The organism is Nocardia sp. NPDC049190, assembly GCF_040648115.1.
Classification (GTDB): domain Bacteria; phylum Actinomycetota; class Actinomycetes; order Mycobacteriales; family Mycobacteriaceae; genus Nocardia.
In genome coordinates, this window is the sequence record NZ_JBEZDE010000031.1 from 1 (window position 1) to 23,361 (window position 23,361).

At 64.7% G+C, this 23,361-nt stretch carries 16 protein-coding genes; 11 read left to right on the forward strand and 5 right to left on the reverse strand.

The genetic code is table 11. The features are described from left to right. Positions 1-127: 127 nt before the first annotated feature. Together AB0B25_RS23875 and AB0B25_RS23880 are read right to left on the reverse strand one after the other, a co-directional pair. Positions 128-1,006: a hypothetical protein gene (locus tag AB0B25_RS23875; protein ID WP_357183392.1), complete on the reverse strand. Its 879-nt coding sequence runs from the start codon at positions 1,004-1,006 to the stop codon at positions 128-130. A 644-nt stretch (positions 1,007-1,650) separates the two neighbouring features. Further along, on the reverse strand, positions 1,651-2,979 hold the full coding sequence (locus tag AB0B25_RS23880) for a family 1 glycosylhydrolase (protein WP_357183395.1): 1,329 nt from the start codon (positions 2,977-2,979) through the stop codon (positions 1,651-1,653). Between the two features lie 303 nt (positions 2,980-3,282). Here AB0B25_RS23880 and AB0B25_RS23885 point away from each other — a divergent pair, with 303 nt between their 5' ends. Next, a complete protein-coding gene (locus AB0B25_RS23885; RefSeq protein ID WP_357183398.1) occupies positions 3,283-4,374 on the forward strand; it encodes a hypothetical protein in 1,092 nt (363 codons plus the stop codon). Between the two features lie 889 nt (positions 4,375-5,263). After that, on the forward strand, positions 5,264-6,463 hold the full coding sequence (locus AB0B25_RS23890) for a Fic family protein (RefSeq protein ID WP_357183401.1): 1,200 nt from the start codon (positions 5,264-5,266) through the stop codon (positions 6,461-6,463). 70 nt (positions 6,464-6,533) lie between these two features. On the opposite strand, the gene AB0B25_RS23895 is transcribed toward AB0B25_RS23890, so the two are convergent. Next, entirely contained in the window at positions 6,534-7,250 is a 717-nt protein-coding gene (locus AB0B25_RS23895; RefSeq protein ID WP_357183403.1) for a metal-dependent hydrolase, read from the reverse strand. Positions 7,251-7,820: 570 nt separating this feature from the next. Between AB0B25_RS23895 and AB0B25_RS23900 the strand changes: the two genes are divergently transcribed. The 7 genes from AB0B25_RS23900 to AB0B25_RS23930 all read left to right on the forward strand — a co-directional run bounded on the left by AB0B25_RS23900 (position 7,821) and on the right by AB0B25_RS23930 (position 16,728). Beyond that, positions 7,821-8,510 (forward strand): recombinase family protein, encoded by a 690-nt coding sequence (locus AB0B25_RS23900; protein ID WP_357183405.1) that lies wholly within the window; start codon positions 7,821-7,823, stop codon positions 8,508-8,510. Positions 8,511-8,893: 383 nt separating this feature from the next. After that, complete coding sequence (locus AB0B25_RS23905) at positions 8,894-9,967, forward strand: hypothetical protein (RefSeq protein WP_357183408.1); 1,074 nt, start codon at positions 8,894-8,896, stop codon at positions 9,965-9,967. 717 nt (positions 9,968-10,684) lie between these two features. Next, complete coding sequence (locus AB0B25_RS23910; protein WP_357183411.1) at positions 10,685-11,635, forward strand: hypothetical protein; 951 nt, start codon at positions 10,685-10,687, stop codon at positions 11,633-11,635. Positions 11,636-12,158: 523 nt separating this feature from the next. Continuing rightward, complete coding sequence (locus AB0B25_RS23915) at positions 12,159-12,803, forward strand: hypothetical protein (protein ID WP_357183414.1); 645 nt, start codon at positions 12,159-12,161, stop codon at positions 12,801-12,803. A gap of 194 nt (positions 12,804-12,997) precedes the next feature. Further along, a complete protein-coding gene (locus AB0B25_RS23920) occupies positions 12,998-13,924 on the forward strand; it encodes an SGNH/GDSL hydrolase family protein (protein WP_357183417.1) in 927 nt (308 codons plus the stop codon). Positions 13,925-13,965: 41 nt separating this feature from the next. Further along, entirely contained in the window at positions 13,966-14,187 is a 222-nt protein-coding gene (locus AB0B25_RS23925; protein ID WP_357183421.1) for a hypothetical protein, read from the forward strand. Positions 14,188-14,532: 345 nt separating this feature from the next. Beyond that, positions 14,533-16,728, forward strand: coding sequence for a molybdopterin-dependent oxidoreductase (locus AB0B25_RS23930; RefSeq protein WP_357183423.1), 2,196 nt, complete (start codon positions 14,533-14,535; stop codon positions 16,726-16,728). A 122-nt stretch (positions 16,729-16,850) separates the two neighbouring features. Here the strand turns inward: AB0B25_RS23930 and AB0B25_RS23935 are convergent, their stop codons facing one another. Then, positions 16,851-17,741 carry an alpha/beta hydrolase gene (locus AB0B25_RS23935; RefSeq protein WP_357183426.1) on the reverse strand — a complete coding sequence of 297 codons (891 nt, stop codon included), beginning with the start codon at positions 17,739-17,741 and terminating at the stop codon, positions 16,851-16,853. A 127-nt stretch (positions 17,742-17,868) separates the two neighbouring features. Between AB0B25_RS23935 and AB0B25_RS23940 the strand changes: the two genes are divergently transcribed. Beyond that, on the forward strand, positions 17,869-19,725 hold the full coding sequence (locus AB0B25_RS23940) for a Na+/H+ antiporter (RefSeq protein ID WP_357183429.1): 1,857 nt from the start codon (positions 17,869-17,871) through the stop codon (positions 19,723-19,725). 10 nt (positions 19,726-19,735) lie between these two features. Here AB0B25_RS23940 and AB0B25_RS23945 read toward each other — a convergent pair whose 3' ends face one another. Then, the gene (locus AB0B25_RS23945; protein ID WP_357183432.1) at positions 19,736-20,284 is read right to left on the reverse strand and encodes a TetR/AcrR family transcriptional regulator; all 549 of its coding nucleotides are present in this window, start codon (positions 20,282-20,284) and stop codon (positions 19,736-19,738) included. Between the two features lie 744 nt (positions 20,285-21,028). Between AB0B25_RS23945 and fadD11 the strand changes: the two genes are divergently transcribed. After that, the gene (gene fadD11 / locus AB0B25_RS23950) at positions 21,029-22,840 is read left to right on the forward strand and encodes a fatty acid--CoA ligase FadD11 (RefSeq protein WP_357183435.1); all 1,812 of its coding nucleotides are present in this window, start codon (positions 21,029-21,031) and stop codon (positions 22,838-22,840) included. The last annotated feature ends 521 nt before the right edge of the window (positions 22,841-23,361 follow it).

Sequence of the window (23,361 nt, forward strand, 5' to 3'; positions counted from 1 at the left end):
ACGAGTATCGCGCCCGGCGTGGGGGCCCCGGCCCGGGGGGTCATGCACCTCGTGGCGGCCGCCCCCGCTGGGCGGGCGCCCCGCCCTCGCCCCCCCCCGGTCCCGGGGGGCGCCACCCCTGGCGTTGTCAGCCGATGAGTATCGGGATGCGCGACCGGTGATCAGGCGCCTCGAGCGACGATACGGCCGATGGGTCTTGCACCAAGGTGAGGACGGCGACTACATCATCGTCGAAAACGAGTTCGTCCCATTCGGGCGGCATCCGGTCGGTCCGTGCCTCATCGACCGCGACCGCGACCGCCACTGCGGGCTGCGTCGTAGCCGCCTGCGCCGCCGGGACGCGCCCCAGGAGGTTGTCGGCGAACCGGCGGATGCCCTGGGCGAGCGCGACCACCGCGGTGGTGAACGCCGCCACGACACCGACCATCGCGGCAGGAGTCAAGCCTGCGCTGGCCGCGTGCCGGGCATCGGTATCCGACGTCGTCGACTCACCGAAGAACTTGTCCAGCAGCGACCCGTGCTCCTTGGGCTGGTCGATCAGGCTGCGCAGTTCGGTCCCCTTGGCGTCGAGATACACCATGGTGATCAGGACCAGAAACGCCGCGGCCGTACTCGAAGCCATGACCAGTCGGCTGAGCCCCGCGGTGCGCATCCGATGATGCGCCACCACCGCGCACACAGTCGTCAGGAGTACGACGCCGGCCAGGAAGCCCCAGACGCTGCTGATGTTCGTATCCCGGGACGCCGTCCACTCGTCGAAGCTACTGGCGACCTCGTCGACGCGACCGAAGGCGTCGGTGCTGACCTCGCCGTCCGACCCGGACGCCGAAAGCCATGGCTGGAACAAAAGGATGAAGGTGATCACGCTGCCCGCCGCGACAGCCAGATAGCCCCAATCCGCCCGGCGCTCCACCCCTAGTGGCGTCGCGCTGAGGGTCGGGCGGTCGGAACCCTGGTTCCGACGGGATCGCGCATCGTTCACTTGCCAGGGGGTTGGTTGGGTCATTGCTCCAGTTTCTGCGGTGCCGCGTGAATTATTCACTCGCCCAGAGCAATAACGGCGGAATCGGGCCGATGCCCCGAGGTCGGAAACACGACTATCGGTAAGGCGGAATTCGAATGGGCGACTTCGGCCATCGACAAAAATAACGTTAAGGGCCTTGGCGGAGCGGATCAAGCGTGATCGATGTCCCATGCGTTACCACAGATCTCGGCGCTGCCGACCAGCGACTGTGACCCAACCGATGGGTAACTTTTGCCGACGGCGCTGATCAAGCCTTTTGTCGTTCACCTGGGTGACGCGAACCCGAACGTCGCGCGTCATCACAGCGCCGTCGATTGCCGGACGCCGCTATTCCTGTGACACGCTTAACATGTCAACTATGGGAGTTTGCTCACATTCGCCCTCTGTGGCGGAGAGTGTCGCGACCACGAACGTCGACACCGGTCGATCGATCGACAATTGGGCTCGCTCGATCGAGTCGGTCCGCGCGGCCGGATCCGACCAATTCGGCGCGACGCGTGTCACATGCACCGAACCGGCCGACTGCGTCGACTTGCTCCAGTTCGTCGAATCCATGCCTTGCCGCAATACGACTCATGCCGTGCCGCGGTACTACCACCGCGGGGCCCCGACCGACGGACGCCCACTCAGCCTTCGCCGAGTCCCGCCTCCTCTGCGCAGGTGTCCGGCGCATCGATCTGCAGACAGGGAACCTCGGCGCGCGTCGGCTCATACGTCGGGGCGACACCACCGGCACGGATGAGCCGGGCATAGACCTCCACCGCCTCCGTCGGGCGGCGCGCCATCGTCGGATCGGTCAGCACGTCGACCGTGAAGAGACCGAACCGCGGTGCGTAGGAGCCCCATTCATAGTTGTCGGTAAGACTCCAATAGTTGTAGCCGATCACGTTCATGCCGTCGGCCTTCGCGCGCTGCAACCAATACACGGTGTCCCGTAGATGGTCGGCGCGGGTATAGCCGTCGGGGCGAGACTTCCCGTTCTCCGTCGGGATGCCGTTCTCCACCACATACAGCGGCCGATCCGGGAACTGACGCGCGTAATGCCGCAAGGCGTAATAGATACCCTCTGGATGCACCGGCAACTCCCAGATCGGCGGACCTCCCTCCGAGCCGCCCTGCGCCGACTCTCCGGTCGCGGGCAGTGGAGCGAAGTAATAGTCCACGCCGATGAAATCCAACTTCGACGCGATCCGATCGACGATCGGCCCGTTGACCTCCGTCTCCGCGCCGGCCACATAACCCAGGTTGCTGGTCACCTGCGCATTCGGGCGGAGACCGTGAATAACGTCGTAGATCTCGTTGTGCGCCTGCGCGATCCGGTCGAGCATCGCGGGCGCCTCCTCCACGGTGATCCCACCGGTGCGCAACTCGGTGCCGACATATGCGGCGGGCTCATTGAATGTCACCCACAACGGATCCCGGGACGCGTAACGGCTCACCACCTTGCGCATGTTCACCAGCCAGTCCTGCACCATGCCCTGGTTGCGCCACCCGCCACGGTCCACTGCCCAGCCTGGATATACCCAGTGATCCAGCGTCAGCATCGGCCGCATCCCGGCAGCGAGAATCCGGGCGATCACATTGTCGTAGAAACCGAATGCCGTCTCATCCCAGGTATCCGGTCTCGGCTGCACTCGCGCCCACTCGATACCGACGCGGTAGACCCGCACCCCCAACCGTGCCGCCAGATCGATATCGGCGATGTAGCGGCGAGTGAAATCCACCGAATCCCGGTACGGGTCCGCCGTTGCTCCTGAGGCGATATACCGCGTCCAGTTGCTGTCGGGCGCATGCCCTTCGGACTGGAACCCGGACGCCGCCACACCCCACAAAAAATCCGCACCGAGCGTTGGCACCTTCCTGGGTGGATGAGCTGCAGAAACACCGGATGTCACCCATACGGCCGCTGCGGCAAACAGCGCCACCCACCCGCGGCGATGTCTGCGTGTACGCATCGCGATAGCGTAACTGGAAAGTTGCTGGATGACATGCCTGACTGTGCGTGTCGCCGATTGCAGTACTGTCACGGTCTACCTACCACCCGGCAACGCCCATAGCGAGAAGTCGCGGTAACCGGTGTTTGCCATGCCCCGCATGAATACGCGTGACCGCGGAACCGACAGCGGTTCGGTGGGGATCACCGTGATCGACACTCACCCCCCGGGTGTCCCAGCGAGCCACCGAGAAACGCAGCGAGCTGTCACCCGGTGTCCCGATTGACCGCGCGCATTCACCGCCGATCGAGCAGACTTGCCCGAGTGACCCGATACGCATTCGACGCCGACCGCTCCGCCCTTGTCGCCATCTGGGCAACCGGACGCGGCGACCTCGCCCGAACCGTGGCCGCACTGCCCCCGCAGGTGACCATCGACCAGGCCACCGACCTGGCGTCGAACCTCACCACACTGTCGCGGTTCCAGTGGCGCACCTACACCCACCCGGCCAGCGCGGTGGGCGACCCCGACGTCCCCAACAGCGAGGCATGGCGCCGTGCCGAGGAACGTAGGAACTTCAAAGAAGTCGAAGCCGGCCTGCGCACTCCCAACCTGCCCACCGACGAAGGACTGCTGGTCTCCTACAGTGGAGTCATCGAATCGGCGCACTGTGTCGGACGCACCCTCTACGAGATCGGCGACGACACCCTGCGCGATACCCTGGTCGCCGAAGTAGGCACCGAACAGGAGGCCATCGAATCCGCCGAGCGCGGCGATCTCTCCGGCCGTGCACGACAAGCCGTCGAATTGTCCCGACCCGATGTATCGCCGGCGCAGGTCCACGCCGCTGACGCACTCCTGCGCGCCGATCCGCTCGGGACCATCGAACTGTTCACCGAACTCGACCCCGCCTCCGCGTCGGTAGCCGCCGCCCATTGGCTCTATGCTGCAGCCGAAGTGGCGGGGGAGGTGGCAAGTGTGCCCACCACCGATGTCGTCACCGAAGCCGACGACATCGAGGCGCTCCAAGTCGAGACCCCCACCCTGGTCCTCGAACGGCTCACCGCGGGCGAGACTCCCACCGACGTTGTCGTCGACCTCATCGCCGAAGCGATGGCGGTGCACGAAGGCCGGGTCCCCGCACCATGGGGTCTCGTCGCCCGGGTCGCCGACATCGAGGCGCAGGCGCACAAATTCGGCGTCGACGCCGACACTCGCGAGGCGATGCTCGCCGGGTTCCGGATCAGCCACCTCGATCCGGCGCGTCCCGCCCTCGACCTTCTGGAAGACCTGCTCGACGGCATCCGCGGCTGCCTGCTGCTGTATACCGCCCACACCGACGCCACCGAGCCGGAGTCACAGTTCGCCGCCGATGTCCGTCTCGAGGCCGACGCCGACCCTGAAGACCTCCTCTGACCTGCCGGCAGGATATGGCCGCGGCTGATCGACACGTCCCTCTCGGTGCGGGTCGGCCGGCATCCCGGCGTGTGAACCCGCATCGCCCGCTGAGGCGCTTGATTTGCGCCGGATTCGCGTCCACCTGCAAGCTCGGCTGGAGCGACCGATCCGACCCGGCTCGGTCGCTCCGGGTCGGATCGTCACCGATCCACCTCGTGTTGTGCGGCAAGAAACCGTGCAATACACCGCGTGTGAAGCGGATCGAATGCTGAGGATCGCCTCGGCTCAGTACCCGCACGGGGGCTGCCGACGGGGGAGTGTGCCACGCTCTTTCGTCTGCTGTCCGGTATCTCGCACTATCTGACCTCGGGCTGGGGAAATTGTGGGGCCTGTGTGATCGGCATCCGTGGTCGTAGTGCGTGGGGACTCCGGTGCTGTGGCCGCAATATTGAAGCGAGTTTCACTCCAGAGCTGATGGGGGAGTACGGAACTCTGTGCAAGATCCTTGTAGGGCAGGGTTGCGGTTCCGCGGCGGTGCACGAGATTACGAAACCCGGCTTGGCGTGTCCATCGGACAACACTCTGGATAAATATTAGCTTACGTAGATATGCGCATTTCACGATGTTTTTCGCCCATGCGATCTCACCGAGCCAACTCGCCACAAACAAAGCAGCTGAGGACAGCCCAGCCCTCCGTACTCGCGGCAGTCAGCTGGCTCGCAGTGCCCGAAACCAGGGGAGGGGGCTTCGGGAGAGATCGATTCGCCTTGCCAACGTCGCCGCCAACGTCGATCAGGCGGAGCGGGCAGTCGAGGAAAACTCAGCGAGATCGAGCAGCGCTCTTCATGATGTGGACTACCATGACGTCTTCCCTGCAACAGCAGCTACCCGACACTCGGCCTATCCCATGCCTGAATTGAGACCGGGCGAACCCCTGAAGCACATTCTCGCCTCAGCTGAACGAGAACTTGTCGATCTCGCCTATCGGATAACTGGCAAGCTGCACGACGACATGCGCACAGCGGCCGACGGAAGCAGGTATGTCGTCACGGCCGCGACGAGCGGTGATGCCGAGTTCGCCGAACGTTTCGGCTCCACCAAGCCTGCACACGCACCGTCGCTGCCGGGGGGCGGCGCACATGGTGTGCATGCCGACGTTCGACCGATCAGCGACGTGAATGAGGTTGTGGCGCTGGTCTATCGACGATCGGCGGAACTGGGGCTACACACTCCGGCCCGGCGTGCGTTGGAATCGAGTTTGCTGATCGACGAACCATTTCTGCACGTAGCCCTGGTCTCTCGTCAGACAAGTCCGGAGTGGCTGTTCGGCTTGCGGGAATGGGCAGGCTATTTGGATGCTCGCACGTTCGCGCGCCGTCACGGTGATCAAGAGTTGAGCGTGCCGTTCATGGTCGAACTGCATCAGCGGTTGTCGCGCTTCACCAAACCCGACCGTGGCGGCGTTTTCACCCAACGCAGCCGGTCGGCGCCCCAGTTGTACCCGTTGACCGACCGGGAGATCGGCCTCATCGAGGCGAATCCCTACCTCGAATTCCGGCCCCCGGGAAACGGTGGGCCCTTCCTCCACGGTGGAATCAAATACCGCATCTCTTCACCGGAAGAGGTGCGCACCGAACTCGAGTCCCTGTCCGCCTGGTACAACACGCGTCACCAGAGTGGCGTCGACCCCTATCGGCTCGCGTCCGAACTGCAGCAACGGTTCGTCTCCATACACCCTTGGGACGATGACTACAACGGCCGATCATCCCGACTGCTGATGAATTGGTCGCTGGAGCGCGATGGGTTGGCACCGAGCGCCGCTGCGGATTTCAACAAGGATCTCTTCTCCACGACCGAAGAGTGGACCGACATGGTTCGAGCGGGCAGCGATGCGTTCGGTGAACGCGCCCAGCGTCTGGAACGGCTCGGGAACGCGGCTGATCCAGTGGCAGTGTTCGGCTTGGAGCGCGAACGCGAGCGCTACCTGGCCCTGCTCGGGGACGACAAGACTGCACTGCTCGAGCCAGGGGCAATGCACGATATCACTATGGCCCGAGCGCTCCTAGAACGATTTCGTGGCAATGCCCACTACAAACTCTGGGTCTGATGGCGGCGCACGCCCTTCCGCTAGTCGAAGCCGGCCGAATCGTCTCCGACAGCGGCTGGCAGGCCTGGTGTCAGGGCTGGTGGGTGATCGTGTACCACAGAATGGCGAGGGTGCCGAGTGTGAAAAGCGGTGACACGATCCAGATCTCGACTTTGTTCCCGGTTCGGTCGATGATCGGGAAGCTGACGCGCAGGTCGAACGGCCAGAACAATCGACAACCGTGATCGGTGAGGCAATCGCCGATCAGGTGGGCCAAAGCGCCGAGACCGACGGCGAACGGAAACCAGACCGGCTTGTCTGTGATCCAGTGGTCCATAGCGAAGGTGCCTGCGGTGGCCAGCACCACGATGGGACCCCACGCCTTGAATTCATTGCCGGATGGGCACAGATGCAACGCTCGCACGGCCAAGGCCAAGAGGAAGAAGACAAGTCCTAGCGTGAACCATCGTCCGAGCCAGTGCTCGCCCGCCCAGGTGCCATAGCCGACAGCCGCGACGAATACCAGGGAGTGGGTGGCGTGGCGATGGCCCCCCGAGATCCACGAGATGAGCTTGCACGCAGAGTGAGTGATCGGACCCAAAGTGTGTGCGAGCGTTCCGTTGGGATGGTCGGCGTCGGGGAGTAGTGCCGCGCCCGCGGTGAGGAAGACCCCGAGCAGCAGATCGACAACGCCGAGATGCCCCGCCGCATCGTGCAGAGCCGGAAAGGTCAACACCGTAACCGGCAGCGCCGCTGCCGCCGCGGACCAGGCCAACGCGCCACTGGTCGCATGTGAATGTCCAAGCACTGGTTGAACATTAGTTCAGCTATGCATCGGTGAGCGAATGCTGGTGCAGCGATGATTTCCGCGGTGTACACACCGAGTACCGGGTATAGCCACGCGATCGCCTGTGGCTAACAGGTTGGAGCCGTTGGTCATTGTTTCACCAAGGTCTACTGGGCCGGTATGAGCATTGCCCAGGTGGTCGACGCCGCTCGACTCAGCTTTCCGCTAGGGCAGCCTCTGTGATCTCACGAGGTGTCCCGCCGAGTCACCAGGCGGGCTGGGCGGTGCCGTCCGTGGTGCGGCCGTCGTCGTGAACGTAGTGCCGCTCGTCTCGGCCCTGGACTAAGGTCCGTGGCCCGAGCCGCAAAGTAGCGAGTGCGTTCGGCGGGAGCATTCCGCCAGCTACCTGCTCCGCTTCCTTGGAAGTGGAACAGGTCGAACGTAACTTCGCATCGGCAGATAGTTGGGCCGTCGTCTGGATTGCGACATGGGCTGATTCGATTGCCCATCGTTCCGGAAGTCGTTCCACTGAACCTGGCTGGGGTGCGTTCCGGAACCCGCGTGCGGAATCGATTTCCGGTACGGTTCGTCATGGTGAAGGTGGATCAGCACCCGGCAGGCGATTGGGATCTCGGCTATGCGCGGGTCAGCTCGACCAAACAGAGTCTCGGCCGCCAGTTGGCCGCGCTCGCGGATGCCGGGATTCCGGACCCGAGGATCTATGTCGGCAAGAAGACCGGCGCTACTGTCGACCGACCCGGCCTGGTGAGGCTTCTGGCTTACGTCCGGCCCGGGGATCGGATCGTGGTGCACACCCTGGACCGGTTGGGCCGCAACCCGCGGGAGGTGCTGAACCTCATCCACGATCTACGCGAGCGCGGGATCGGGGTGAAATCTCTTGCCGACCCGGTCCGGATCGACACCGCCGACGAGGGCATGGGCCGGGCGGCGGTACTGCTACTGGCGTTGTTCGCCGAGATGGAACGCACTTTCACCGCCGAGCGTGCTGCGCACGCCCGTATGGTCGCGGAAGCCGCGGGCCGCCGTGTCGGACGCCCGGTCGCCTACTCCGACGACAGGATCGAGTACGCGCGCCTGCTGCGTCAGGAGAACCTGTCGCTGGCGGAGATCGCGAAGAAGACCGGGATTGCGAAGACTTCCCTGCACCGTTACCTCGGTTCGATCCCGGTTCTGGAGTCGTCGGGCGCGGCGGCGTCCGGCCGACAGGCCTCTGAAGCCCACGCGAATTTCGCACATATCCCGCAGCCGCGTGATGCGTGAGATAGGCGACCGGGTGTGACTGGCTCGTCGCGCTGGGAGTTATCGCCGTGATGGATCCAACATTGAGCAAGGCGATGGCCGAGGCAGCGGAGCAGGCGGCCCGCGCAATGGTCCGCGGTGCAGAAGCCGCAGAGAAAGACATACGCAAGTTTCCCGACACTCTCCGACCGGGTATGCCGCGATATCTGGATGGCGACCAGAATGGCGCTCACACTGTGGATTCCGTATTCGGGAGTGCCTCCGGTGACGGAGGAATCGGACCGCCTGGCGGGATCGGTCCGGCTGCGCGCACGAATCACGATACCGTCGCCGAGCACCCGGAATCCGGTGCAGGCGCGCGAGAACCAGCCTACGGCCGAGACCCGACCGCTGAGGACGGCTTTTTGAACTTGCCTATCGAGGAGCAGATACGTCGACTGGAGGAAGCGCACGGCATCCGGACCGACGCCGAGCGAGCGCTCGAAATCAGCCTGTTCATGGAGGACAAGTTCCGCAACATCGCCGTCGTCTCCCGGCAGACGAGGCCGGAAGCGGTGTTCGACGGGCTTAAGGGGTGGGCGAGCTGGCTGGATGCCCGGTTGTTCGCACGGCGGAACCTCGACCGCGAAATGTCGGTGGACCTGATGCAGGAAATCCACCGCAGACTGCAAATCCGGCACTACCCGGAGATGGCCGGGCAGATGTTTGGGCCACGGCCGTGGGACTATGGCAGCTTGAGCCGCCCCCTGTACCGGAGTGAGTTGGCCGCCGTCGAGGAGAACCCGCTACTCACCCATGTTCCGGGGGTGTTCCGTTCCGAACCCCATGGAGTCGTGTTGCAACCCAAGGTCGAGGGTCAGCCCGGCGTACGGGAGGCGCGATGGCTGGACGCGCCTCCTACGGAAATGGAACTGGCCGCGATAAGGGACGATCCCTTGCTGGTATACCGGGCACCGAATGGTGAGGTGGTCGAGCATGGCATGATCATCTACCCGAATTTCGGCAGCGTGGATGGTACACGCGAGTTTCATGAGTCGTTGTGCGACTGGTACAACAACGCGAGGAGGCAGCCGGGGCACGACCCGTATCAGCTTGCCGCCGAGTTCCAGCAGCAGTTCATTTCCGCGCACGCCTGGCAGGGCGATTTTCATGGCCGGCATTCGCGGATCTTGATGAATTTCGGGTTGGAGCAAGCGGGCAAGTCGCCGAGCGCCATCGTCGAGTTCGACAACGACCTGTTGACCTCGCCGTCGCGGTGGGCGGATGAGGTCAAGGCGGGAAGCGACCGCTACCACCAGTGGCAGGACAAGCTCGAACGGTCGGGCAGAGACGTCGATCCGGTGGACCTGTTCGATCTGGGACCGATGATGCAGCGGTATCAGCAGATGGGTGGCGAGCCTTCCCCGTTCATACCTGGAGAGTGGCACGATGGGGACAAGTACCAGCAGCTTCACGCACAACTGCGTTCGGGAACGTAAGCACTCGGCGGCGAGCACAAGTCAAGTGTCGACATAGCCGCCAACGTGGCCACCAACGTTTTCTCGACACCTGTACTCCCCTAAACCGACTCGGCGGCACCGAACGAACCGACCATGACCTTCGCGCTTCATAATCAGCGGCATGTAGCAGCGGTACCCCACTGCGAAGGGTCCTTCACCACATCTCCTCGACCGTGAAGCGGCGTGTGAACAGCTTGCCTGGTGGGACCTCGCCGCTGTACTCACCGAGTCGAATTCGACGGTGCCGCGTCGTGTTTCAGTACCTCTCTCCGCCGTCGACGCTTCCGCCACCACGGCGCAGACCTCGATCACTTTGTTTGGGTGTTCCGGGGCTGCTCTACTTGGGGCGATTCGGTCAAACTGTCAAAAAGCGCTGGGGGAGTGAATAGTTCGTAGATTGCCCGCCTGGCCGGGTCTCGTCCTTCCCGAGTATGGGGAACTCGTGCGGGCATCCGTGCTTACGCTGCATCGCGTAGCGCGACCTGATCGCGAGTTGTGACCTGTGCGCGCACCGTCGCACGCCTCGAACCGTGCCCCCGATGGTGTGTGTCAACTATCCGGTTTCGACCAGGTCGGCTCGATCAGTGATAGGCCATGTGTAGGGAGATTGTGGTGGGTAGAGGTCGCGGAGTTCACCTGTGTGGCAGCGTGCCATTGGCTGATGCGCGAACGGTGTTCTCGGAGGCAGCGCAGCGAATGGGTGCCGAGTTGAAGCGCATCCCGGACGGCGAGACCGGCGTGCGCGACAACTGGGTAGTGTGGCAACTGCCCAAGATCCAGGCGCACCCGGACTTGGAAACTGTTCCGCCGCCGAGTCCGGAATACGGGCCCAGCGAACGCGTGCAGCCCAAACCGGGAGTAGACGCGGCGTCGATCGATTTCGGCCCGTTGGGCTATGCGGACGCCGCGTTGGAGTCGTGGCAGGTTTTCCAGCAGCTCCGTGCGGAAGGCACGATCCCGGCGCACACCCGGTTTCAGGTGTCCCTGCCGACGCCGATCGCGGTAGTCGGGGCGTTCGTCGCCGGACCGCAAGGGGAGTTGGAGCGCAGATACGAGGCGCAGCTGCTCAGCGAGTTGGCCGTGATCCTCGACGGCGTACCCGCCGAAGACCTTGCCGTGCAATGGGATACCGCAGTCGAGTTCGCCATTTTCGAAGGTGTGTTCCCGTCTTGGTTCGGCGCCGACTACCCGACGCAGCTCGAGGAAGTCGGGGAGCGGCTGGTTCGGTTGGGTGCCGCGGTGCCCGAATCGGTCGAGCTCGGGTACCACTTGTGCTACGGCGACTTCGGTCACCGCCACTTCGTCGAACCCGCCGACACCGGTCGGTTGGCGGCGGTCGCCAACCGGATCGTGACGGGGCTCGGCAGGCGTGTCGACTGGGTCCATATGCCGGTCCCGCGGTCGCGCACCGACGCCGACTACTTCAAACCGCTTGCTGACCTGGACCTTCCGGCCGACACTGATCTCTACCTCGGTCTGGTGCACGCAACCGACGGTCGTGACGGGGGGCTGCGACGAATTGAAGCTGCCCGCACCGCTATTGCGGAATTCGGCATCGCGACGGAGTGTGGCATGGGTCGACGTCCGGCCGAGCAGATCCCCGGGTTGTTCGACCTGCACGCGGAATTGGCGGAAGCGCTGGCCTGATTCTGATCGGTGCGGTACGACCCCGGGGTTCGTGACTCCGGGGTCGTAGTTTGCCCGCTGCAGTAGGCCGAGACATAGGGGATCGACCTAGGGCACGGTCACCATCCTCACGACTTTACTTGACATAATGTTGATTATCGGCGCAAGAACCGAGGCGGCGATGGGTCTGCTCGTTGGTTGTATGTCGTTGTCGGGACCGGCGTTTCGTGTCCGCGCCGGTCGCTCTGGTTTCAGGGACGGGCGTTGTTCCATGTCTGATTCGCGGTGGATCCGCCAGAGGGCATCTGTGGTCGGGTGTAAATATTCCGATGATTTGCATGATTATCTGAATATATTCCGATCGCTGGAGATGTCGCCGCGTACCTGATGTCTGGGCGGATCCTATTGTCGTGTGCCTAGAAATGTCACTGTGACGGATCGGAGGCCGAGGGGGTTCGATGGCCTCGGTGTGGATGTGTCGAATGCGTCCAGTAGTTAATGATTGGCTCTGTTTCCAAGGTCCAGCTGTCGGCACACTGAGTCGGTGCTGGTTCGTCGGTTGATCGCGTTGTATGTCGGGTTGTGGTTGTACGGGTTCTCTATGGCGGTGATGGTGCGCGCGGGACTCGGGTTGGATCCGTGGGATGTGTTCCATCAAGGGGTGGTACGGTATGTGCCGATCAGCTTCGGCGCGGTGACGGCGCTGACCGGGGTCGCGGTGTTGCTGGCGTGGATTCCGTTGCGGCAGTTGCCTGGATGGGGAACGGTGAGCAACGTGGTGGTGATCGCGCTGTCGGTCGATGCCGGGTTGGCGTGGCTGCCGGCATGGGAGGCGCTGCCTGTGCGGGTGGGCGCGATGGGCGCCGCGGTGGTGCTGAACGCGGTCGCCAGCGTGCTGTACATCGGCGCGGGAATGGGCCCGGGGCCGCGAGATGGGCTGATGACCGGACTGGTGCGCCGAACCGGCAGGTCGGTGTGGGTGGTGCGCACGGCGATCGAGGTGACGGTGTTGTCGACCGGATTTGTTCTTGGTGGCAGCGTCGGTATCGGAACGCTCGTGTACGCGTTCGGGATCGGTCCGCTGATGCAATTGCTGATCCCTATGGCGAATCGGCACTTGCCCGGGTTCCATGTTTCATCGAGGCGGGAGCCCGTCGCCGTGGCGCAAACTGTGGTGTCACGTGTGTAACTGGGGGTGGCTCCCCTAGCCTGTCGTCCTTCCCCTCACTTCCGTGAAAACGTCACAGTGACGAAATTTGGGTGATTGGCCGACCCAGAGGGATGTCCGTTCTATGGGTTCGTGAACCGACTGGCGAATTCGGCTGCGGCTGGCGCTGTCTGGTCGGCGGAAAATTCGGCGCCGTGTTCGTTAGCATTGGTCGGATGACCGGATTTGCTGGAAGTAGGCTCGCGCGTGGGAGCGGCGCGTTCGGGGTGGCCCGCATGCTGGTCGCGTGTGCGGCGATCGGCGCCGTGGCTCCCGGTGTGCAGATGTCGGAGGCATCCGCTACTCCCCCGTTCGGTATGTACGTCGCATTGGGCGACTCGTGGGCGGCCGATGCCTCGTTGAGTCAACCGACCGACGAATTCGTGGCACCGGGATGTGCGCAGAGTCGCGACAACTACGCGAAACAACTGGCCCGGGCGCTGGCGATTCCGGTGTTCCGGGACGCGACCTGCGGTGGGGCGACCACCGCGCACATGACCACGCCGCAGAGCACTCTGCTCGGAGTGAATCCGCCGCAGTTCGACCGGCTCACCCTGTCGACGGATCTGGTGACTCTCGAAATCGGTGGCAATGATGCGGGTTTGGCCGCGATGGTTCCGCGCTGTGTGACCGTCGACCCTGCGGTGTCGCCGTGTCGGAATTCCCTGGTGGCCACCGGTGTGGATGAGATGTCGGAGAGCATCGCGGCAGCCGCGCCGAAAGTGGCGGCGGTGATCGAGGGTGTTCGTGCGCGGTCGCCGCGGGCACGGATTGTGCTGCTGGACTATTTGGACGGTGTCGGTACCGGACCAGGTTGCTTTCCGGTCGTCCCGATTTCGGATGTCGATGCGAACTGGCTGGGCACCAAACTGTTCGAACTCAACACCATGCTGGCCGGGGTGGCGCGGGCGGTCGGCGTCGAATTCGTGGACTCCTATACCGCCAGCGCGGGACATGACGCGTGTCAGGCGCCCGGGGCGCGGTGGGTGGAGGGTCTGATCCCGTTCTCGACTGATCCGGTGGGACCGGCGGTGCCGTTCCATCCGAATCAGCTGGGCGCGGATCATCAGGCCAGAAGCCTGCTGGCGGCGTTGGGCAGGTGAATGCGGGGCGGTAGTCGACAGCGTCCGGTGACAATGTCGAGGTGCCTGATCCGACAACCGATGTGGTCGCCGCCGACGTGTTCGGTGGCGGGACCCAGCCAACCCTGTCGGGTGACATAGTGACGTTACGACCGTGGTCAGCCGCAGACGCGCCCGTGGTCCATTCCGCCTATCAGGATCCGGACGTCCAGCGCTGGCATGTCCGCAGTGGGCGGTCACGGTCGGTGATGCGGTGGTGGGACGCATGGGGCTGCGGCGCATGATGCCGGCCGAGGGGTTGGCGGAGGTCGGATATTGGACCGTTCGGCCTGGCGGGGCCGCAGTGTGATGCCGGGGGCGTTGGCGATCGTGTCCCGGTGGGCGTTCGGGGTCGGTTTTCACCGGCTGGAAGTGTTGCATTCGGTGCACAATCTGTCGTCGTGACGTGCGGCGACGAAGGCGGGATTCGTGGTGGAGGGCGTCAAGCGAAGCGCCGGGCTGCATGCGGACGGCTGGCACGACATGCATGTCCATGCTCGGATTCACCCGTCGTAGCGACCTGTACGGGAAGCGGGGGTGCGGTTAGCCTGTGGGAGAGATCGCAGCGATCTGGTAGAAGGTGAAAATCCATGAGTGCTTCCACCATCGCCCGGCAGTGCACGTTGTGTGAGGCCCACTGCGGGATTCTGGTCACTGTCGAGCAGGACCGGGTGACGCGGATCGAGGGGAATCCGCAGGATGTTCTGTCGAACGGGTATATCTGTCCGAAGGCGACGGCGATGGGCGGGCTGCACCATGATCCGGACCGTTTGCGCGCTCCGGTGCGGCGGGTGGGTGTGTCATTCGAGCCGGTCGGGTGGGAGGAGGCGTTCCGGGAGATCGGGCAGCGGCTGCGTGAGGTGCGTCGCCAGCACGGGTCGAGTGCGATCGGCATGTATCTGGGTAATCCGGCCGCGCACAGTTCATCGGTGCTGTACGCGATAATGCTGCGTGCGGTGTTGCTGACGAGGAACTTTTTCTCGGCGTCGTCGATCGATCAGTTTCCGCAGGAGTTCGTGGCGTGGCGGATGTTCGGTTCGAACGTGCTGATGCCGGTCATCGATATCGATCGGACGGATCGGCTGGTGATTCTGGGTGCGAATCCCGCGGTGTCGAATGGGTCGATCACGACGATGCCGAACGCGAAGCAGCGGATTCGTGCGGTGCGGCGCCGCGGCGGGAAGGTCGTGGTGATCGATCCGCGGCGGACCGAGACGGCGCGGCTGGCCGATCAGCATGTCGCGGTGAGTCCGGGTGGTGACGTGTACCTGTTGCTGGCGATGCTGCATGTGCTGGTCACGGAGGATCTGTGTGACGAGGCGGCGATCGGCGCGGTGAGCACGGGGTGGGAGCATCTGTGTGCCTTGGTGTCGGAGGCTACTGCGGAGCGGATGGCGCCGCTGGCGGGTGTGGACGCGGAGACAATCCGTGTGCTCGCCCGTGAGCATGCTGCGGCTGCGTCGGCGGTGTTGTATGCGCGGATCGGGGTGTGTCAGCAGGTGGCAGGCACACTGACGCATTGGTTGGTGAACGCGATCAACGCCGTGACGGGGAATCTGGATCGGCCGGGTGGGCAGATGTTCGCGACACCGCCGATCGATGTCGCCCGGTATACGAAGTATCTGCCGGCGCGGTACGGGGCGTGGACGGATCGGTCCGGCGCTTACAAGTCGTTTCGTTCGGAGTTGCCGGTGGCGGTGTTGGCCGACGAGATTCTGACCGAGGGTGAGGGGCAGATCAGGGCGATGATTTCGTACGCGGGCAATCCGGTGTTGTCGACGCCGCAGCGCGGCCGTCTGGGTGCGGCACTGGACTCGCTGGATTCTTTTGTGGCCGTGGACATGTACATCACGGAGACGACTCGGCACGCGGACTTCATTCTGCCGCCGATCTCGCCGCTGGAGCGCGAAGACGTCAACGTGCTGTTCCCGGTGTTCAGTGTGCGTAACAACCTGCGGTACGACGCGCGGGTATTCGATCCACCCGCGGGCGGGTTGGAGGATTGGCAGATCATGGCGCGGTTGATTACCGAGATGTTGCCGCTGCCTGCGCGTCGGTTCACCGGGCGGGTGCTGAATACCGTGTTCGATCGGGTCAGTCCGGTGCGGGTGGCGTCGTGGGGAGTGGCAGCGGGTCCGTACGGGGTCCTGCGACGCGGCCGTAAGGGGTTGACGGTCGCCAAGGCCAGGGCAGCGGTGGGTGGGATAGATCTGGGTCCGCTGCGGTCACGGCTGCGGTCGTTGATCGGGACGAAGGATCGGAAGGTGTGTTTGGCGCCGGATGATTTCGTCGCGGCGGCGCGCGCGGTACTCGATGACGCGCGGGAGGGCAAGGCGTTCACGACTCCGGCCGAGGGATATGACTTGAAGTTGATCGGTCGCCGTCATCTGCGTAGCAACAACTCCTGGTTGCATAATGTGCCTGCGATGGTCCGGGGGCGTGACCGGTGTACGGCGCTGATGCATCCGGCGGATGCGGCGGGGCGTGGACTCGGCGATGGTGAGTTGGTTGCGGTGAACTCGCCTACCGGCTCGATTGTGGTGCCACTGGAGGTCAGCGAGGATATTCGAGTGGGTACGGTGGCGATCCCGCATGGGTGGGGGCATGGTGAACCGGGTGTCGGTTGGACGGTGGCGGCGTCGGTGCCGGGGGCGAATGTGAATCTGCTGCATGATCCGGCGTTGACGGACATGTTCTCGGGCACTGCGGCCGTGAACAGTACGTGGGTGGCGGTGACGCGGGCGCCCGGGGAGACGGGTGGCCGTACCGGGGTCGAGCGGGATTAGGCGCCGACCGCGTGCTCGAGGTGAGTGGTGGTCGTGGCTCGTTGGGCAGGTCGGATTCGGGCGTGGACGGCGCAGCGGCGCGGTCGGTAGTACGACCGCGCCGCGATCACCGACGGTGCGGGTCAATGCACTCGGTGGCCGTGGAATTCCAGGAAGGCCGCGAGTGTCTCCTCCGGCGCCTCGAGCTGTGGGTAGTGGCCGATTTTCGGCAGTTCCACCACGTCCGGGTCGGGGATCAGTTGGCGGTAGCGGCGTACCGTGTGGGCGCCGGAGACCGGGTCGAGTGGGCCGTCGATGAGCCGGACCGGAACCTGGGCCTGCTGGAGTGCGCCGACCCAGCGTTCGCGGTGCTTGCGGCGCTCGGCCAGGTAGCGGATCAGCTTGTGCCCGTTGCGTTTTCCGTGCTTACTGCACCACAGTAGCCAGAACTGGTGTAATTCGGTGTCGCTGGGTTTGGTGTCGGGTCCGAATACCGCGGCCAGGTTGCGGAAGAAGGTGCGGTCGGTTCCGAGTACACCGACCATCGGACCGAGTGGGCTGGCCAGCAGTCGCTGTACGAGCCGGGGTCGGTGGGCTTCGGGGAACAGTCCGCCGTTGAGCAGGCACACCGATTCGATCATCAAAGAGTCGTCGTCGACCGCGCGGCGTTCGGCGTCACGCGCGAGCAGTTCCTGCGCGACGGTATCGCCGTAGTCGTGGGCGAGGATGTGAAAACGGGCGACGCCCTGTTCGCGTAGTAGGTTCTCGTGGATGTCGGCTTGGTCGGTGATCGTGTAGTCGTAGTGGCGTGGCTTGGCCGACCAGCCGAAGCCGATCATGTCCGGGGCGATGACCCGTGCGAAGCGTTCGCACAGGCCGGGCCAGACGGCATGCCAGTCCCACGACGCGGTGGGAAATCCGTGGATACAGACGAGTGTGCCGTCGGTGCCCGTTCCGCCGTCCCGCCAGAAGATCTGATGGCCGCGGTGGGTGTGCCGTCGTCCTTCCGCTCGCCAGGACGCAAACTCCTCCATGTCTACCTCCTTCGTCGCCGACAAGCATGACGCGTGTACGCGCCGGGCACAGCCGTTCGGCCGACGGCGCACATGTCATATACCGCGCGGCCGGTTTTTGCGGCGTGTGCTCTGCGAGAATGCGGTGGTGCATGTCGCGATCAGCTTCGTTGTTCTCGTCGCGTCGGCGGCCGCGTTGGCGGCGCTGGCGCGTCGGTTCGGGGTGTCCGAACCGCTGGTGCTGACAGTGGCCGGGGTGGCGGCGTCGTATCTGCCGTTTGTACCTGAGATCCACCCGGATCCGGAGATCATTCTGCTCGGTCTGCTGCCTCCGTTGTTGTATACCGCCGCGCTCCGCACGTCGCTGGTGGATTTTCGGGCCAATGCGGGCACCACTCTGCTGCTATCGGTCGGGTTGGTGCTGTTCAGTACGTTCGCTGTCGCGGTGGTGGTGTGGTCGCTGTTGCCGGTGCCGTTCGCGGTCGCGGTCGCGTTGGGCGCGGTGGTTGCGCCTCCGGATGCGGTGGCCGCGACCGCGGTGGCGCGGCGGATCGGGATGCCGCGGCGGATCGTGACGATCCTGGAGGCGGAGTCGCTGTTCAATGATGCGACGGCGCTGGTGGCGTTGCGTACCGCGATCGCCGCGACGGCCGGCACGCTGTCGGTGTGGCAGGCCGGTGGTGACTTCGTCTTGGCGGCGGTCGGTGGCGCGGTGGTCGGGATCGTCGTCGCCTATCTGTTGGCGATGCTGCGGCGGCGGCTCACCGATCCGGTGCTGGACACGACGCTGTCTTTCCTGGCGCCGTTCGTGGCGTATCTGCCCGCCGAGGGTATTCATGCCTCCGGAGTGATCGCGGTGGTCACCTGCGGCATGATTCTCGGGCACAACGCGCAGGCGTGGCAGAGCGCGGCGTCGCGGACCGCCGAGCGAATCAACTGGCGGACCATCCAGTTCATCTTGGAGAGTGTGGTGTTCGTCGTCATCGGGTTGCAGATGCGCGCGATTCTCGAGGGTGCGTGGAGCAGCGGTCTCAACCACCGTACGCTGCTGTTGTCGGCGGTCGCGGTGCTCGCGGTCACGATGCTGGCGCGGCCGTTGTGGGTGTTTCCGTGGACGCTGCTGCCGCGCAGGTTGGGGATGGTCGACAAGGTGCCGCTGAGTTATCCGGTGGTGGTGTCGTGGGCGGGTATGCGTGGTGTGGTGACGTTGGCGGCGGTGCTGTTGTTACCGGAGGACACTCCGCAACTACCGGTCTTGAAGCTGCTCGCGCTGGTCGTGGTGGCGGGCACGCTGCTGGTGCAAGGGGGTTCGCTGCCGTGGCTGGTCCGGCTGCTTCGGCTGCGCGGGCCCAGTCGCGCCGAGGACGCGTTGCAGAAGGCCAACCTGCTGCAGCAGGCGACCGCGGCGGGTCTTGCGGCGCTCGACGCGCAGATCACGCCGGACACCTCGCCGATCGTGGTGGCGACGTTGCGTGATCGCGTCACGTGGAAGACCAACGCCGCGTGGGAACGGCTCGGGCGCGCGGAGTCCGAGCTGGTCACCCCCACCGCCGAGTATCGGCGGCTGCGGCTGGAGATGTTGCGCGCCGAACGTGCGACCGTGCTTTCCGTGCGGGATTCGGGTGCGGTGGATTACGAGATCCTCCGGCATGTGATGGCGCAGTTGGATCTGGAGGAGTCGATGATCGAACGGTTCGACGAGGAGGAGGAAGAGCGGGTCGAACCGTTGGCCGTCCCGCTCGACGACCGGAGCTGTGCGCATCTGCGTGCCGCGCCGCTGGTGCGTGATTCCACCGGATGCGACACGTGCGCTGAATGTGTGGCCGAGGGGCTGGTGTGGGTGCATCTACGGATGTGCTTGTCGTGTGGGCACGTCGCCTGCTGTGACTCGTCGCCGGGTAATCATGCGACCAAGCACTACGCGAGCAGCGGGCATCCGGTGATGCGCAGTGTGGAGCCGGGTGAGGCGTGGCGGTGGTGCTATGTGGACGAGTTGCTCGGCTAGCGCCGGGTGTTCAGTGCTCGGCGTGGGAGTAGATCAGTCGCGCGTATTCGGTGAGTAGCTGGTCCAGTGACAGGTTCTCGCCGCCTGCGGCGATCTGCTGATAGCCGACCAGCATCGCCATGCCCAGTGAGGTCACTACGGCGGCGGTGTCGTTGTCGCGGACGACGCCTTTGATCGCTTTGTGTACGGTCCGCCTGCGGGAATCGTCGACGCGTTTGAGTGCGAGGTTGACTGATTCGTCGTTTGCGGCCCATGCGCGGATCGCGGCTTCGGCGGCGTGGTGGAGTCCGGCGGCGAGGTCGGACATGGCGCGGATGTCGTCGTCGGGGTTGCCCTGGTTGAACTTCAGTGTGCGCAGGATTCGGACCTGCCGGTTCTCCCAGTGGTCGAGCAGGGTGTCGACGAATCCTTGCCAGCTGCCGAAGTGGTGGTAGAACGAGCCGCTGGTGACGCCGAGTCGTCGGCATAGCACGCCGATGTTGAGGCCCTTGAAACCGAACTCGGCCAGCACCTCCAGTGCGGTATCGAAGTACTGCTCCTTGGTGACCACACGTGACATTCGGTGCGCCGTTCTGTTTCGTTCGGGCAGGGTCGAAGGACCGAACAGTACCCCATTGTAGCGTCGGCTGGGACGAGCCCGGTGAAGTCCTTACGTCCAGGTGCGAGCGACTCGTGGTAGCTGTTACCGGATGAAATATATAGCGGCGGTTGGTGATCGGGCCTTGGAACGGTACTCCACGGCAACGGGCACACCGTCGTGAACGTTGGAGGAAGAGCCCGCCCGTGCATGCGCGACGTGACAGCGTGCGATGCCGCGGAATCGCTGGCGGTTCGCCCCTGGCCCACTGCGGTGCGCGCACATGGAGTCGAGGCGCTGTCGGCGTGTCGTACGGCGTGCTACACCGCTCTCCGATTATGCGCGAAACGGTTGGGCCGCAGCTGTTCACGTGTCAGCATGCCGATTTGCGATAGCGGTGTGCACGATCGATCTGCCCACGGCCGTGCTGCTGCACTGTGACGGGCTTTCAGATCCGCGTGCGCGAGAAACGCCTCCGCAGTGCCGTGCGCGGACCTCGCGGTCTGCACGTCGTCGTGCCGCTCCACTCGATCCTGGTCTCCCCCCGTGCCCGGAATCTACACGATGACCCGCTGTGTTCGGCCTCCGGGCACTCGTGCGCAGCTGCCTGCGCGATGGTCCGCTTGCTGGTATGACCGTATCGCTGCCGATCGACCGAAAGGGCTCCGCGCCGCGGTCGGGCACCTTACTGTCTGGGAAAGCTGATGTACTGAATGAGGTTGTGCGATGTCCGAACCGAACACGTCCTGCGCCGCGTTTCAGCGAACTGCGGCCATCGATCCGGAGGCCGTGGCCGTGCGGTCCATCGGCGGCACTCATGCGCTGACCTGGCGGCAATACGCCGACCAGGTCCGTGAGATCGCCGCCGGGTTGCACGCCCTCGGGATCGGTCGTGGTGAGACTGTCGCGTTGATGATGGCCAACCGGGTGGAGTTCTATCCGATCGAGGTCGGCGTACAACATACCGGCGCGACCTCGTTCTCGGTGTACAACACCCTGGCCGCCGAACAGCTGCAGTATGTGTTCGGGAATGCGGGTAATCGGGTGGTGATCTGTGAGCAGCAGTACGTCGAGCGTATCCGCCGCTCGGGCGCGCCGATCGAGACCATCGTCTGCCTCGACGGCACACCGGAGGGCACTATCGGCGTCGATGAGTTGAAGGCCATGGGCCGCAACGATTTCGATTTCGAGACGACCTGGCGGGCGGTGCGACCCGACGACGTCCTCACCCTCGTCTACACCTCCGGTACCACCGGCAATCCCAAAGGGGTCGAGATCACGCACGCCAACCTGCTGGCCGAGGCGCGGGCGTTCCACGCTGTGCTTCCGGTGGAGTTCGGCGACCGTCAGACCTCCTACCTACCCTCGGCGCACATGGCCGACCGGTTCTGCAACCTGTATCTGCAGGAGGTGTACGGCATCCAGCTCACGGTGGTGCCCGACCGGTCTCTGCTGCCCGCCGCCCTGGTGGACGTGCATCCGACGATCTGGGGTGCGGTGCCGCGGGTGTGGGAGAAGCTGAAGGCGGCCATCGAGTTCTCGGTCGCCAACGAGCCCGACGAGAGCGTTCGGGCCGGGTTGGATTGGGCGTTGGGTGTGGCGGCACGCAAGGCCGACGCGCAGTTGCGGGATGAGCCGATCAGTGCCGAGCTGGCCGCGGAATGGGCGAAGGCCGACGAGCAGGTGTTGTCGGTGTTGCGCGCGAAAATCGGTCTGGACCAGACGAAGTGGGCCATGTCCGGTGCCGCGCCGATCCCGCCGCAAACGCTTGGTTTCTTCTTCGGACTCGGTATCCCGATCTCGGAGATCTGGGGCATGTCCGAACTCACGTGCGTGGCCAGTGCTTGTCCGCCGGAGCAGGCGCGGCTGGGTTCGGTGGGCCGGATGTTGCCGGGGATGCAGTGGCGCATCGCCGAAGACGGCGAATTCCTGGTGCGGGGGCCGCTGGTGATGAAGGGGTACCGCAAGGAACCGCAGAAGACCGCTGAGGCGCTCGACCCGGATGGCTGGCTGCACACCGGCGATATCCTCACCGTCGACGGCGACGGCTACCTGCGCGTGGTCGACCGAAAGAAAGAACTGCTGATCAACGCCGCCGGAAAGAACATGTCCCCGGCGAATATCGAAAATGCGATCAAGGCCGCGTCGGCGCTGGTCGGGGCCATCGCCGCGATCGGCGACGCGCGCCCGTACAACACGGCGCTGATCGTGATCGATGCCGAGACCGCCGCGCTGTATGCGGCCCGGCACGGTCTTGCGGATGCGTCGGCGGGCGTTCTCGCCGCTGATCCGGGCGTGATCGCCGAGATCGCGCGCGGGGTCGCGGCGGGAAATGCGACGCTGTCGCGTGTCGAGCAGATCAAACGTTTCACCGTACTGCCCACTTTCTGGGAGCCGGGTGGCGATGAGGTCACTTTGACGATGAAGTTGCGACGCAAGCCGATCGCCGCCAAGTACGGCGAAGAGATCGAGCGGCTCTACGCCGAACAGCTGGCCGCCACGGTGCACGAACCGGCGGACGTGCACTCGGCGGGGTAGCCACGGTGAAGACGTACCCGACGTGTGTGGCACTGGTCGGAGCGCCAGGGTGAGCTGCCCGGTCGCGCATAGTCCGCCGGATCGCGCAGCGCACGCAATTCCGCTTACCAGGTGCCCGTGAGCCATGACACCTCGACGCGGTGTGGCGTGTAGTAGTTGGCAGCGCCCGCCGCGAATTCGGCTGGACGGCGATCGAGCGGTGCTCGATTCGACCTTCCAGTGGGTGGAAGGTGCAGGTTGGTGGCATGAGGGAAGAGACGGACCGCTACACGATCGGAGAGCTCGCTCGCCGCACCGCGTTGTCGACACGCACGATCCGATTCTGATCCGACAGCGGAGTCATACGACCCGTAGAGCGGTGGGCGGACGGCTACCGCCTATACGGTGCCGACGCGGTCGGTCGCCTGCATCTGTCCCATTGACGAGCCCGAGGGTGGCGATTATCGGTGCGCGCGCAGGGCGGCGGCGAGCCATGCGAAAACAGGGACGCTGGGTGGACCCGGCCTCAGGGAGACTTTCGT